Origin of the sequence: Azospirillum formosense, from assembly GCF_040500525.1 — a bacterium.
Classification (GTDB): Bacteria; Pseudomonadota; Alphaproteobacteria; order Azospirillales; family Azospirillaceae; genus Azospirillum; species Azospirillum formosense_A.
Map to the genome: position 1 here is coordinate 93,965 of NZ_CP159403.1, position 13,561 is coordinate 107,525.

At 70.1% G+C, this 13,561-nt stretch carries 13 protein-coding genes; 7 read left to right on the forward strand and 6 right to left on the reverse strand.

Features of this window, described 5'->3' with window-relative positions; all coding sequences use genetic code 11:
• Nucleotides 1-23: 23 nt before the first annotated feature.
• Genes ABVN73_RS13560 through ABVN73_RS13570 form a run of 3 tightly spaced genes read right to left on the reverse strand, consistent with a single transcriptional unit; the run spans nt 24 to nt 2,584 of the window.
• Complete coding sequence (locus tag ABVN73_RS13560) at nt 24-521, reverse strand: cyclase dehydrase (RefSeq protein WP_353860196.1); 498 nt, start codon at nt 519-521, stop codon at nt 24-26.
• Between the two features lie 50 nt (nt 522-571).
• On the reverse strand, nt 572-1,744 hold the full coding sequence (locus ABVN73_RS13565) for a zinc-dependent alcohol dehydrogenase (RefSeq protein ID WP_353860197.1): 1,173 nt from the start codon (nt 1,742-1,744) through the stop codon (nt 572-574).
• Between the two features lie 48 nt (nt 1,745-1,792).
• On the reverse strand, nt 1,793-2,584 hold the full coding sequence (locus ABVN73_RS13570) for an SDR family NAD(P)-dependent oxidoreductase (RefSeq protein WP_353860198.1): 792 nt from the start codon (nt 2,582-2,584) through the stop codon (nt 1,793-1,795).
• A gap of 266 nt (nt 2,585-2,850) precedes the next feature.
• On the opposite strand from ABVN73_RS13570, the gene ABVN73_RS13575 reads away from it, so the two are divergent.
• From ABVN73_RS13575 to ABVN73_RS13595, 5 genes are all read left to right on the forward strand, one after another.
• Entirely contained in the window at nt 2,851-3,543 is a 693-nt protein-coding gene (locus ABVN73_RS13575) for a GntR family transcriptional regulator (protein WP_353860199.1), read from the forward strand.
• 61 nt (nt 3,544-3,604) lie between these two features.
• Nucleotides 3,605-4,396: a transporter substrate-binding domain-containing protein gene (locus tag ABVN73_RS13580; RefSeq protein WP_353860200.1), complete on the forward strand. Its 792-nt coding sequence runs from the start codon at nt 3,605-3,607 to the stop codon at nt 4,394-4,396.
• A gap of 79 nt (nt 4,397-4,475) precedes the next feature.
• Nucleotides 4,476-5,147 (forward strand): amino acid ABC transporter permease, encoded by a 672-nt coding sequence (locus ABVN73_RS13585; protein WP_353860201.1) that lies wholly within the window; start codon nt 4,476-4,478, stop codon nt 5,145-5,147.
• Nucleotides 5,144-5,803, forward strand: coding sequence for an amino acid ABC transporter permease (locus ABVN73_RS13590; RefSeq protein ID WP_353860202.1), 660 nt, complete (start codon nt 5,144-5,146; stop codon nt 5,801-5,803). The genes ABVN73_RS13585 and ABVN73_RS13590 overlap by 4 nt, the downstream gene beginning before the upstream one ends.
• Nucleotides 5,781-6,515: an amino acid ABC transporter ATP-binding protein gene (locus ABVN73_RS13595; protein WP_353860203.1), complete on the forward strand. Its 735-nt coding sequence runs from the start codon at nt 5,781-5,783 to the stop codon at nt 6,513-6,515. Before ABVN73_RS13590 ends, ABVN73_RS13595 begins: the two co-directional genes overlap by 23 nt.
• Nucleotides 6,516-6,539: 24 nt before the next feature.
• Here the strand turns inward: ABVN73_RS13595 and ABVN73_RS13600 are convergent, their stop codons facing one another.
• Nucleotides 6,540-7,295: an SGNH/GDSL hydrolase family protein gene (locus ABVN73_RS13600; protein WP_353860204.1), complete on the reverse strand. Its 756-nt coding sequence runs from the start codon at nt 7,293-7,295 to the stop codon at nt 6,540-6,542.
• A gap of 315 nt (nt 7,296-7,610) precedes the next feature.
• Between ABVN73_RS13600 and ABVN73_RS13605 the strand changes: the two genes are divergently transcribed.
• Nucleotides 7,611-9,104: a hypothetical protein gene (locus ABVN73_RS13605; protein WP_353860205.1), complete on the forward strand. Its 1,494-nt coding sequence runs from the start codon at nt 7,611-7,613 to the stop codon at nt 9,102-9,104.
• On the forward strand, nt 9,101-9,604 hold the full coding sequence (locus tag ABVN73_RS13610) for a hypothetical protein (RefSeq protein ID WP_353860206.1): 504 nt from the start codon (nt 9,101-9,103) through the stop codon (nt 9,602-9,604). Before ABVN73_RS13605 ends, ABVN73_RS13610 begins: the two co-directional genes overlap by 4 nt.
• 23 nt (nt 9,605-9,627) lie before the next feature.
• Here ABVN73_RS13610 and ABVN73_RS13615 read toward each other — a convergent pair whose 3' ends face one another.
• Nucleotides 9,628-11,676, reverse strand: a complete 2,049-nt coding sequence (locus tag ABVN73_RS13615) for an NAD(+) synthase (protein WP_353860805.1) — start codon at nt 11,674-11,676, stop codon at nt 9,628-9,630.
• 184 nt (nt 11,677-11,860) lie between these two features.
• Nucleotides 11,861-13,555 carry a methyl-accepting chemotaxis protein gene (locus ABVN73_RS13620; protein WP_353860207.1) on the reverse strand — a complete coding sequence of 565 codons (1,695 nt, stop codon included), beginning with the start codon at nt 13,553-13,555 and terminating at the stop codon, nt 11,861-11,863.
• Between the last annotated feature and the right edge of the window lie 6 nt (nt 13,556-13,561).

A 13,561-nucleotide genomic window follows, 5' to 3' on the forward strand; every position in this document is an offset into this window, starting at 1 on the left:
CCCTCCCCCCTCCGGGGAGAGGGTTATAGCAGAGCCGCCGCGGCCGGCTGGAAGCGCAGGATGTCCGGGGTCCGCATGTCGGCGGGGATCGGAGCGTCCTTGGCCGCGCCGCGCATGGCGGCGGGCGGGCGCGGCAGGCCGCTGCGGTCGCTGTAGTCGCGGGGCGGCGTCCAGGCCGTCGCTTCCTCCCGGTGCAGCATCGCCGTGCACAGCACGTCGAGCGCCGTCACCGCCGCGACCGCGCCCAGCGCCGTGGCGACGTTCTCCCGGCGCGGGTTGCCGTCGTGATGCGCCGTCGCCAGCGTGGCGAGGTCCAGCGCGTCCCCGGCGACCCGTCCCCACATCCAGGGGCGGGCGTCGCCCATCGCCAGCAGCCCGACGCCGGTCGCCACCTCGCGCGCGCCGTAGGCCCGGATCAGCCCGGCCTGCTCCTCCATCCCCATCCAGCGGGCGATCCGGCGCCCGGCCACCAGTTCGGCGACGCCCAGCCCGATGCTGAACCAGCCCAGTCCGCGGGCCATCCGGTCCGCCGACGAATTCCTGCGGTAATACGCCATGGTGCGCCTCCCTGTTACGGCTTGAGCACGACCTTGATGCAGCCGTCCCGCTTGTCGCGGAAGGTCTGGTACATATCCGGCCCGTCGGCCAGGCCCACGGTGTGGGTGATGACGAAGGACGGGTCGATCTGGCCCTCCTGGATGCGGCGCAGCAGGTCGTCGGTCCAGCGGTTGACGTGGGTCTGGCCCATGCGCCAGGTCAGGCCCTTGTTCATCGACATGCCGAAGGGCACCTTGTCGATCAGCCCGCCGTAGACGCCGGGGATCGACAGCGTGCCGGCGGGGCGGCAGACATACATCATCTCGCGCAGCACATGGGCGCGGTCGGATTCCAGGGCCAGCGCCTGCTTGGCGCGGTCATACATGGAATCGAGCGTGGCGGTGGCGTGCGCCTCCATGCCGACGGCGTCGATGCATTTCTCCGGTCCCTTGCCGCCGGTCAGCTCGTTCAGCCGCTCGACGACGCTCTCCTCCTCGAAATTGATGGTGATGGCGCCGCCGGCCTTGGCCATGGACAGGCGCTCGGGGATACGGTCGATGGCGATCACCTGCTTGGCGCCCAGGAGGATGGCGCTGCGGATCGTCATCTGCCCGACCGGGCCGCAGCCCCAGATCGCCACCGTGTCGGTCGGCTGGATGTCGCACTGCGCCGCCGCCTGCCAGCCGGTGGGGAAGATGTCGCCGAGGAACAGCACCTGCTCGTCGGTCAGCCCGTCCGGGATCTTCACATGGGTGCGGTCGGCGAAGGGGACGCGCACATACTCCGCCTGCCCGCCGGGATAGCCGCCGGTCAGGTGGGTGTAGCCGAACAGCCCGGCCGTGGTGTGGCCGAACAGCTTGTCGGCCATCGCCTTGTTGCGGTTGGAGCGCTCGCAGACCGAGTAATTGCCGCGGCGGCACTGGTCGCACTCGCCGCACCAGATGGTGAAGGGCACGACGACGCGGTCGCCGACCTTCAGGGCGCTCTTGGCCTCGGCCCCGACATCGACGACCTCGCCCATGAACTCGTGGCCCATGATGTCGCCCTTCTCCATGCCGGGCATGAAGTGGTCGTAGAGATGCAGATCCGAACCGCAGATGGCGCAGGACGTGACCTTGACGATGGCGTCGCGGGGCTGCTCGATCTCCGGGTCGGGGACGGTGTCGTAACGGATGTCAGCGGTGCCGTGCCAGACCAGGGCTTTCATGGGGGTGCTCCTCCGTTGGGGGGTGGGGAAGGTGCGGGAGACCGTCGATCAGTGGTGGCCCGAGCCGGGCTCGGCCTGCTTGCGGTGCTGCTCGGCCAGCACGCCGGAGGGCGTCACGGCGGCCATGGCGGTCTGCAGTTTGTTCTTCCAGCCGGCCACCACGTCGCCGTCGCCGCGCATCATCGCGTCGAAGCCGACCTTGGCGACCATCGCCGGGTCGTCCTTCTTGCCCTGGCCGATCTGGGTGTCCTCCATGCCGGCGCGCTCGAAGAACTCGGTGTCGGTGGCGCCGGGCATCAGGCAGGTGACCGTCACCCCGGAGTCCTTGATCTCGTGGCGCAGCGCGAAGGAGAAGGAGTCGATGAAGGCCTTGGTGCCGTTGTAGACCGCCTGATAGGTGCCGGGCATGAAGCCGGCGATCGAGCCGGTGATCAGGATGCGGCCCTGTCCGCGGTCGCGCATGCCGCGCCCGACCTTCTGGATCAGGTACAGCGTGCCGGTGATGTTGGTGTCGATGACGTGGCGGGCCTCCTGGAAATCCTGGTCGAGGAAGCCGTGGCCCAGACCGTGGCCGGCGTTGGCGAGCAGGGCATCGACCGGCCGGCCCTTCACCGCCGCGCAGAGCGTGTCGACTCCGTCGAGGGTGGCGAGGTCCGCCTGGACGGTCTCCACCGTGACGCCGAGCGCGCGCAATTCCGTGGCGGCCTCCTCGATGGCCGGGTCGTCGGCGGCGATCAGGAGGTCGAAGCCGTTCCGGGCGCACTGCTTGGCGAGTTCGAGGCCGATGCCGGTGGATGCACCGGTGACGATGGCAAGGGAATGGGTGGCTGCACGAGCCATGGCGCGGTCCTCGTTGCGGAGCGGGAGAGTCCTTCAGCCCAACTGGAGATGGCAGCCGTTGGTTCCGCCTTTTCCGCCGCCGCCCCTCGCCATCCGGGGCAAGCGCAACGAAGCGGTGCCGCCGAAAAGTGCATAAGACTTAATCAGTTCGATATATTGCCCAATTTTTGATCGCAATAAGGGTCCGGCCCCAGCGTTTCCGCGCCGTTCCGGCTGGCACGCCGCTTGCTCAACAGTCTTGTATACAAGAGTGGTGCGGCAGTCTGATGACCCAGCTTCCCGACAGCATCGAAGACAGCGTGATCTCCGCCATCCTGGGCGGCCGGCTGCGGCCCGGCACCCGGCTGGGCGAGGCGAAGCTGGCCGAGGTCTACGGCGTGTCCCGCACCCGCGTGCGCGAGGCGATGATGCGGCTGGAGACGCGCGGCATCGTCCATGTCAGCGCCCGGCGCGGCTGGTTCGTCGTCGAGCCTTCGGCGACGGAGGCGCGGGCCGCCTTCCAGGCGCGGCGGGTCATCGAGACCGGGATGCTGCGCGATCTGAACACGCTGCCGGGGCACACGCTGCGCGGCGACGCCGTCGCCCACCTGCGCGCCCATGTCGAGGAGGAGCGCGAGGCGCTGCAGACCGGCCATGTTGGGCCGCGCACCTGCCTGCTCGGCGACTTCCACATCCACCTCGCCCACGCCTTCGGCAACCCCTTCCTGACCGACATCCTGCGCGACCTGACCGCGCGCACGACGCTGGTCTCGATGCTCTACCAGTCCGACCAGGACGCCGCGGCGTCCAGCGACGACCACGCGGGCATCGTGACGCTGCTGGCCGACGGCGACTACGCCGGAGCGGCGCGGCTGATGGACGAACACATCCGGCGCGTCGAGGACGGCCTCGACCTCGCCGCCGCCCCCGATCCCCTGGCCGGCCTGCGCGAGATCCTCTCGCCCGGCGCCCCCGCCTGACCCTTTCACACAACCCATTCCATCCAGAACCGGCCCATCCAGCCAAAAAGGAGTTAGAGACATGAAGCGCAGGACCCTGCTCGCCCTGGCCGTCGCCGCCGTCGCCGGCCTGTCCATCGCCCAGGCCCCCGCCGCGCGGGCCGACGCCCTTCAGGACATCACGAAGCGCGGCACGCTGCGCGTCGCTGTCCCGCAGGACTTCCCGCCCTTCGGCTCGGTCGGCCCGGACATGACCCCGCTCGGCTACGACATCGACGTGGCGAAGCTGATCGGCGCGAAGATGGGCGTGAAGGTGGAACTGGTGCCGGTGACCAGCGCCAACCGCATCCCGTTCCTGCAGACCAACAAGGTCGATCTGGTCATCTCCAGCCTGGGCAAGAACGCCGAGCGCGAGAAGGTCATCGACTTCACCGACGCCTACGCGCCCTTCTTCAACGGCGTCTTCGCCCCGGCCGGCGTCACCGCCGCGAAGCCGGAGGATCTGGCCGGCAAGACCGTCGGCGTGACCCGCGGCGCCATCGAGGATCTGGAACTGACCAAGATCGCCCCGACCGACGCGGTCATCAAGCGCTACGAGGACAACAACGGCACCATCTCCGCCTTCCTGTCCGGTCAGGTCGAGGTGGTGGCGACCGGCAACGTGGTGGCGGCGGCGATCCTCGCCCGCAACCCGCCGAAGCGGCCGGAGCTGAAGTTCCTCATCAAGAACTCCCCCTGCTACATCGGCCTGGGCAAGGAGCAGCCCGCCCTGCTGGAAAAGCTGAACGGCATCCTGGCGGCGGCCAAGGCCGACGGCTCGCTGAACGCCATCGCGCAGAAGTGGCTGTCCGCCGACCTGCCCAAGGATCTCTGAAGACGATGAGGCCGGGACGCCGCGGCTGGCTTCGGCCGCCACGGCGGCCCGTCGTACGGGGGGCTGACCGGAGGGCCGCATGACCTACCGCTTCGATTACTCGTGGATCGCCGAATACTGGCCCGTCATCCTGAAAGGGCTGGTGACGACCGTCGAACTGACCCTGATCGGCACGCTGTTCGGGGTGGCGCTGGGCATCGCCTGCGCCTGGACGCGGTCGCTCGGGCCGCGCTGGCTGCGCCCGCCGGTCGTCGCCTATGTCGAGCTGATCCGCAACACGCCCTTCCTGATCCAGCTGTTCTTCATCTTCTTCGGCCTGCCGTCGCTCGGCGTGCAGATGACCGAGTTCCAGGCGGCGGTTCTGGCGATGGTCATCAACCTCGGCGCCTACAGCGGCGAGATCATCCGCGCCGGCATCGAGGCCACGCCGCGCGGCCAGTTCGAGGCCGGGGCCAGCCTCGCCATGACGCGCTTCGAGACCTTCCGCCACGTCGTGCTGATTCCGGCGCTGCAACGGATCTGGCCGGCGCTGTCGTCGCAGATCGTCATCGTCATGCTCGGCTCGGCGGTGGTGTCGCAGATCGCGGCGGAGGACATCACCTTCGCCGCCAACTTCATCCAGTCGCGGACCTTTCGCGCCTTCGAGAGCTACTTCCTGACCACCGGTCTCTACCTGCTGCTGGCGCTGGCCCTGCGGCAGGCGCTGCGCGGCGTCGGGAACATGCTGTTCCCGCGGAGGGCCGCGCGATGATGACCTTCACCCTGTGGGACATCCTGCGCAACCTGCTGCTGGCGGCGCGCTGGACGGTGGTCCTCTCGCTCGTCTCCTTCATCGGCGGCGGGCTCTTGGGGATGGCGCTTCTCTACCTGCGGATCGGCAAGGCGCGGGCCGGGCAAATCGTCGTCCAGGGCTATGTGGAGCTGTTCCAGGGCACGCCGCTGCTGATGCAGCTCTTCCTCGCCTTCTTTGGGCTCGGCCTGTTCGGCGTCGACGTTCCGGCCTGGCTGGCCGCGGGGCTGGCGCTGATCCTGTGGACGGCGGCGTTCCTGGTGGAGATCTGGCGCGGTTGCGTGGAATCGGTCGCCCGCGGCCAGTGGGAGGCGTCGGCCAGCCTCGGCATGGGCTACGTCCAGCAGATGCGCTACGTGATCCTGCCCCAGGCGGTGCGCGTCGCCGTCCCGCCGACCGTCGGCTTCTCCGTGCAGGTGGTGAAGGGCACGGCGCTGACCTCGATCATCGGCTTCGTGGAGCTGTCCAAGGCCGGCACGGTCGTCACCAACGCCACCTTCGAACCCTTCACCGTCTACGGGCTGGTCGCCCTGATCTACTTCGCGCTGTGCTGGCCCCTGTCCAAGAGCAGCCAGATTCTGGAAAGGAAGCTCAATGTCGCTCATCGCGATCACTGAGGTGAAGAAGCGCTTCGGCGACGTCGAAGTCCTGAAGGGGATCAACCTGGACGTCGAGCGCGGCGAGGTCGTCGCCATCATCGGCAAGAGCGGTTCGGGCAAGAGCACGCTCCTGCGCTGCGTCAACGGGCTGGAGATGATCGACGACGGCTCGATCATGGTGGCCGGCGCCCAGCTCATCAACGACGACCTCCACCTGAAGGCGCTGCGGCTGAAGGTCGGCATGATCTTCCAGCAGTTCAACCTGTTCCCGCACCTGTCGGCGGGGCGCAACGTCATGTTGTCGCAGATGGTCGTCAAGAAGACGCCGGCGCGCGAGGCGGAAGCCATGGCCCGCCGCATGCTGGAGCGGGTGGGGCTGGGCAACAAGTTCGACGCCTATCCCGACCAGCTCTCCGGCGGTCAGCAGCAGCGCGTCGCCATCGCGCGGGCGCTGTCCATGCAGCCGATGGCCCTGCTGTGCGACGAGATCACCTCCGCCCTCGACCCGGAGCTGGTGAACGAGGTGCTGGCGGTGGTGAAGGAGCTGGCCGCCGACGGCATGACGCTGATGATGGTGACCCACGAGATGCGCTTCGCCCGCGAGGTCTGCGACCGCGTGGTCTTCATGCACCAGGGCCGCGTGCACGAGATCGGCCCGCCCGAGGAGGTCTTCGGCAATCCCCGCACCCCGGAACTCCGGCAGTTCCTGGGCGCGCAACTGGTGGTCTGACGGGAGAGGGATGTTTGGAGACGCTCAGCGCGCCGCGGTCTTCTCGCTGACCACCCGCGGGGCGTCGATCATATCGGCGACGAACTCCGCCAAGCAGCGGTAGCTGAGGTCCTTCAGATGCAGGCCGTCGGTGCTCAGCACCTGATCGGTGGCGAAGTGCCGGCTTTCCAGCCACCAGGCCATGATGCGGTAGCGGTCGAGCACCGGCACGTCGAGTTCGCGGCCGAGTGCAACCACCGTGGACGCGTAGGCGGCGTAGGAGTCGACCTTGGCTTCGCCGGGGAAGGACTGCGGGTTCATCAGGATGACGTCCGCGCCGGTCTTGCGGATGCGGGCGATGCCGTCGCGCACGGTGGCGGCGAAGGCGTCGAGCGGCACCTTCTGGAAACTGTCGTTGGTCCCGACCTGCCAGACCACGAGGTCCGGCCTGGCGGCCAGCACGTCCTTGTCGAAGCGGATGAGGTTGGCCCCCGCCGTCTCGCCACCGATGCCCTTGTTCAGGACCTGGATGGCCGAGGCGGCGTGACGCTGCTCCAGAATGGCGTCGAGCTGGGCGGGGTAGGTGGTGGCGACGCTGGTGGCCCCGACGCCCTCCGTGCTGGACGACCCCATCGCGACCACGGTCAGCGGCTGCCCGGCGGCCAGGGCGGCCCGGCTGTGCGCCAGTCCGGCGGCGGTCGGATCGGCACCGGGCGGGACCGGGCACAGCGCCGACGCGGCGGCGGCACCGCTCCACAACACCCAAGCGGCCATCAGTCCGCCAAGCACCCGTCCCGTCATGAGCCACGCTCCCCTGGTTCGCCTCGTCGAGGCACGCTGTCCGGGAGCCATGGTCCGGCGATCATGGTTAATGCATCGCTAAGCGAGGGGTCGGCCAACCCCTTTGCGCTCCTCGTCGAACGCGATGCCGCGGCGGGGCGACCCGGGGCCGGGAGCGGTTCCCGCTCGACAACGTAACCGTGAAACCAAGCCGCTTCCGTGCTGTTCAACAGACGGGCGTGGTTGGTCGAGGTGACTTAGCCCTCTCCCTCTTCTCCGGTGAGAGGGGATACCGGTAGCGCCCGCTCCATCCCGTCGCTTCGCGTGGTTGAAGGCATGCATCTGGCTGATCTGTTCGTTGCGCTGCGGCACCAATTGGATCGAGACCCGAGCGAGACCGAACGCGCCGCGCAGCGTCTGGAATTCGCGCCGGACGACGCGGGTGTCGCTCTGCGCCGGCTTGAGGCGATGCTGGAGGCTGACGACGGCGCCGACGCGCTCAAAGCTTGGATCGACGCGTCCGGCGCGGGAACGCTGCTGGACCGGCGCGTGCTGGCGGCCCAGGCCATCGACCGGTGGCACGCGCCGCTGGCCTCGCGCTTCCTGTCGCAAAGCGCCCTGTCCGACGGTCATCTGCGGGCACGGCAATGGTACAAACGGCACGGGCGCTTCAACGGCGACGCCGCCGATGGCCAGCTCATCCTGCGGCCCGGCCTGTTCGACCGCTCGGTGAACATCCGGGAGGTCACGCCCCTGCGCGAAACCTTCAACGTGGCCGACCTGTTCCACACCCTGCTCCTGTTGCCGCCGACCCTCGCGGCGGAGTGCCCGCACGGCGAGGAGGGCGAGCGGCCCGTCTCGCTGACCTTCCATCGCGTCGCCGAAGTCGCCGACCAGTGCCCCAGCGATCCCGATTGGGCGCCCATCGTCGGCGTCGTCCCGCTCGCCCTGGCCGAGGACGACCTTGCCCTCCGGACCTTCGCCAAGGACGGCGCGGACTGGTACGCCGCCATTCCCGGCGATCTCGGCGCCCGCGCGGCCTCGGCCATCGACGCGCTGGCCGCCGCAGGGGCGGCCATCGTCGTCTTTCCCGAGGTGACCGCCGATCCCGCGACGCTCGACGCCATCAAATCGGCGGTGCGGCGCCACGCGGTGGACGGCCCGATCCGCTACGTCCTCGTCGGCGTCCGTCAGGGCGGCGAGGCGGACGCCAAGCCGCGCAGCACGGCGGTCCTGCTCGACCGGACGGGAGCCGAGATTTTCCGCCAGACCAAGCTGCACTGCTGGGACCTCGACGCCGACCAGTGCCGCTCCTACGACGTGCGCGGCCCGGATGGGCGGCTGCTCGACGAGGCGAAGGAGTTCATCGCGCCGGGGGACGGCGTTACCATCGTCGAGCTGCCCAACATGGGCCGGCTGGCGGTGATGATCTGCGAGGATCTGGGGCGCGAACAGCCGGCGGCGTGGCTGTGCCGGGCCAAGCTGCTGGACTGGATCGTCACCCCGGTGATGGACGCCGGCCTGACGGAGGAGCGGTGGCAGGCCCACGCCGGCGACGAGTCCTCCCGCGCCGGATCGTGCCGGGTGGTGGTGGCGAACAGCATGTCTTTCTCGCACCGCTTCAACCGCGTCTGCGACGCCGATGGGGAGGAGGACAAGCGCATCACCGATTGCGGGGTGGCTCTGTTCTTCCAGCCGCGCGCCGACCCGGCGCAATCCTCGCGCATCCGCCGGCTGTCGCTTCCCATCGACGCGCCGGACCCCGGCTGCGTCGCGGCGCGCTGGGAACCGCAACGCTGGCCGGAGCTGAAGACGGGGGGCTGTCCATGAGCGGGGAGGCGTATCGGGCACTGGCCGACGACATCCGGGAGGGCGTCGAGGCCGGACGCTGGGACGAAGCCGACGCGGACCTGGACACCCTGGCGGAGGAGGCCGCCCTGTGCCTCGTGCAGGACCGCGCCGCCGACCTTGCCGAGCTGGCGCGGGAGGTCGCGCGCTGCCACACGGCGCTGGCGCTGCGCGAAGACCGCGCCCCGGAGGCGATGCACCGGCTGGGGCAGCTCCGCGCCATCGCCGCGATGGTCGCCGCCGGCCGGGCAAATCGGCCCGCCCGCGGCGCGGCGGCGCTCGCCCAGACCGGAACGCCGACCGCGGCGGTATTGCGCGCCTTGGCGGACGGGGCGAAATCGGGACCGGCGCTGGTCGAGGCGACGGGCCTGTCGCACGACGCGGTGGCCCGCGCCCTGCCGGAGCTGCGCGCGGCCGGTCTGGTCCGCTCCTGGTCCGCCGGGCGCCTGGTGATGAACGAACGGACAACCGCCGCGGGGTAAGGGGGCCGCGGGGTAGGGCGCGGCTATTCCTTGGGCACCTCGCGCTCCAGTTCCTCCAGCCAGATGCGGGCGTTGCCGTCGGAGGGCGCGCGCCAGTCGCCGCGCGGCGACAGGGAGCCGCCCGCCGTCACCTTCGGCCCGTTGGGCATGGCCGAGCGCTTGAACTGGCTGAAGCCGAAGAAGCGCTGGATGAAGACGCGCAGCCAGGAATGGATCTCCGCAAGCGTGTAGGCGCTGCGCTTCTCCACCGGATAGCCCGCCGGCCAGTCGCCGCGCGCCGGATCGGACCAGGCGTGCAGGGCGAGGAAGGCGATCTTCGACGGGCGCAGGCCGTAGCGCAGCGTGTGGAACAGGTGGAAGTCCTGAAGCTCGTAGGGGCCGACGACGGCCTCCGAGCTTTGCAGGGCGCGGTCGCTTCCGGCGGGGACCAGCTCCGGCGAGATCTCGGTCGCCAGGATGTCGCCCAGCGTGTGCAGAACCTCGTCCGGAAACTGGCGGGAGCCGATGACCCAGCGGATCAGATGCTGGATCAGCGACTTCGGGACGCCCGAATTGACGTTGTAGTGGGCCATCTGGTCGCCGACGCCGTAGGTGCACCAGCCCAGCGCCAGCTCGGACAGGTCGCCGGTGCCCAGCACGATGCCGCCCCGCTGGTTGGCGAGCCGGAACAGATAGTCGGTGCGCAGACCCGCCTGGACGTTCTCGAAGGTCACGTCGTACACCGCCTCGCCGCGGGCGAAGGGGTGGTCCATGTCCTTGAGCATCTGGTTGGCGGCGGGGCGGATGTCGAGTTCGTGGTGCGTGACGCCGAGCGCGCTCATCAGGCGCACCGCGTTGCCCTTGGTCTTGTCGCTGGTGCCGAAGCCCGGCATCGTGAAGGCGAGGATGTCGGTGCGCGGCCGGTCGAGCAGGTCCATGGCGCGGGCGGCGACGATCAGGGCGTGGGTGGAATCCAGCCCGCCCGACACGCCGATCACGATGCGCGGCATGCCGGTCGCCCGCAGCCGCTGGACCAGCCCGGCGACCTGGATGTTGTAAGCCTCGTAGCAGTCGAGCTCCAGCCGCTCCCGCGCCGCCGGGACGAAGGGGAAGCGGGGAACGTTGCGGCGCAGCCCCAGGTCCCCGCCGGGGGGATTGACGCGGAAGGCGACCCGGCGGAAGGCCGTCCCATGCAGGCGGCGGTTGTCGTCGAAGGTGCCCATGCGCAGCCGTTCCTGGCGCAGCACGTCGAGGTCGACGTCGGCGACGGCCATCTGCGCGCCCTTGGGAAAACGCTCGGTCTCGACCAGCGTCTCGCCGTTCTCGAAGATCGACGCCTGCCCGTCCCAGGCCAGATCGGTGGTCGATTCCCCGGCGCCGGCGGAGGAGTAGAGATAGGCGGCGATGCAGCGCGCCGACTGCGACTTGCAGAGCAGGCGGCGGGTTTCCGCCTTGCCGATGGTGATGTTGCTGGCCGACAGGTTGGCCAGCACCGTCGCCCCGGCCAGAGCCGCCTCGGAGCTGGGCGGGACGGCGACCCAGAGGTCCTCGCAGACCTCGGCGTGGACCACCAGACCGTCGATGTCCTCCGCCGCGAACAGCAGGTCGGGGCCGAAGGGGGCGTCGAGGGCGTCGTCGTGGACGCCGATGCGGATCGTGCCGCCCTCGGTGCCGGCGCCGGAGGCGAAATGGCGGCGCTCGTAGAATTCCCGGTAATTGGGAAGATGGACCTTGGGCACCACGCCCAGCAGCCGGCCGCGATGCACGGCGACCGCCGTGTTGTAGACCCGGCCGGCGTGGCGCAGCGGCGCGCCGACGAGGATCAGCGGCATCAGGTCGCGCGACCGCTCGACCAGATGGACGATGGCCTTCTCCACGGCGTCGAGCAGGCAGTCCTGAAGGAACAGGTCGTCGATGGCGTAGCCGGACAGTGCCAGCTCGGGGAACAGAGCGACCGCCACCGCCTGGTCGTCGCACTCCCGCACGCTGTCCAGCACCGCCGCGGCGTTCGCCATCGGGTCGGCGATGGTGCAGGGCGTGGTGCAGGCGGCGACCCGGGCCATCCCATGGCGATAGAGTGATCCAAAGCTCAGGGTCCGAGCCGCGCCGTCAACCGTCATCGTGATCCTCTCCAACCGGTCCCGTGGCAAAGCGCACAGGAGGGAAACCGGCGGAGGCCGCCGGTCGTCTCGCCCGCCGCATTCTGGCGGTTGCCGGCGCGCCGCTCAACCCATTGATCAGGAGCCATCGATCAGGGCCGGCGGAGTGGAGGAAGGATCAGGCCGTCTTCACCTCGGCGATGAAGGCGTCGACGCTGCCCTTGAGGGCCACGGCGCGGCCGGCCACCTCGCGGGCGGACTGCAGGACCTGTGCCGATCCGGCGGCCGTCGATTCGGAGGCGACGCGCAGCGTGCCGATGGTCCCGGTCACCTCCGCCGTGCCCTGGGCCGCCTGGACGGCGTTGCGGCCGATTTCGGCGGTGGCGGCACCCTGCTGCTCGACGGCGGCGGCGACGGTGGTGGCCATCTCGTTCAGGCGGTAGATGACCGTGGCGATCGTCTGGATCGCGGACACCGCGCCGCCGATCGTCTCCTGCATCGCCCCGACCTGACCGCGGATCTCGTCGGTCGCCTGCGCCGTCTGGTTGGCGAGCTGCTTGACCTCGCTCGCCACCACGGCGAAGCCCTTGCCGGCCTCGCCGGCGCGGGCGGCCTCGATGGTCGCGTTCAGCGCCAGCAGGTTGGTCTGGCTGGCGATGCCCTGGATGAGGTCGATCACCTCGTTGATGCGCTGGCCGGACTCGGTCAGGGCGCCGACCCGCTCCTGGGCCTGCTGGGCCTGCCGCGTCGCCTCGTCGGCGAAGCCGCGCGCCTCGTTCATCTGGCGCGACACCTCCTGCACGGTGGCGGTCATCTCCTCCGTCGCGGCGGCGACCGTCTGCACGTTGGCGGCGGTCTGCTCGGCGGCCGCGCCGACGACGGTCATGCGCTCCGACGCCTGCTCCGCCCCGGCGGACAGGGAGTTGGCGGTGGCCTCCAGCGCGGCGGCGGCGTCCTTCATGACGTGCAGGGCCTCGCCGACCTCGCGGTCGAAGCGCAGGATCGTCGCGCCGACGGCCTCGGCGCGGTCCAGCTTGTGCCGGGCCTCCGCCTCCTGCTCCGCCTGGATGCGCTGGCGGTCGAGCGCGTTGTCCTTGAAGACGGCGAGCGCCCGCGCGATGTCGCCGACCTCGTCGCGGCGGTCGGCGCCGCTGATGATCACCGTCAGGTCGCCGCCGGACAGACGGCGCAGGCAGGACACCGCCTCGACGATGGGACCGACGATGCCGCGCGCCGACAGCCAGCGCCCGATCAGCCCGCTGGCGAGGATGCCGAGCAGGGCGACGGCGGCGATCAGCCAGGTGGTGCGGTCGGCCAGCGCTTCCGCCTCCTCGGAGATCCGCGCCGTCTTGGCGACGGTGAGGCCGTTGTAGTCCTGGACGGCGCGGATCAGCGCCTCCACCTGCTCCTGGCTGCCGGAGACGTTGTTCAGCACCTCGCGCCGGGCGTAGGTGATGCCGAGGTCGGCGTGCTTCTTGGCCGCCTCCACCGTGGCGTCCAGGCTGTGGACATAGGCGGCGTACTGGGTCTCGATGCCGTCCAGAAGCGGACGCTGCTGCGCGTCGGCGGCGACGCGGGCGTGCTCCAGATGGGCGCGGATCTCGGCCTTGCGGTCGGCGACGACCGCCTCGATGGTGGCGACGCTGGCCGGGTTGGCGCCCATCTGGTACTCGGCGCGGCTCAGCTCGACCAGATAGCGGTTCAGCCGGGCGCCCTGAGTCGTCTCGCGCCCCGCCTCCTCGACCCGGTTCAGCTCCCCGCCGAGCGTGGCGAGGCCGTAGCCGCTGACCAGGGCGGTGAACACCGAAACGGTGCCCAGCACCACGACGATGCCGAGAATCTTCCCGGCGATGCGCACATTCTTCAGCTGCATGTTGGC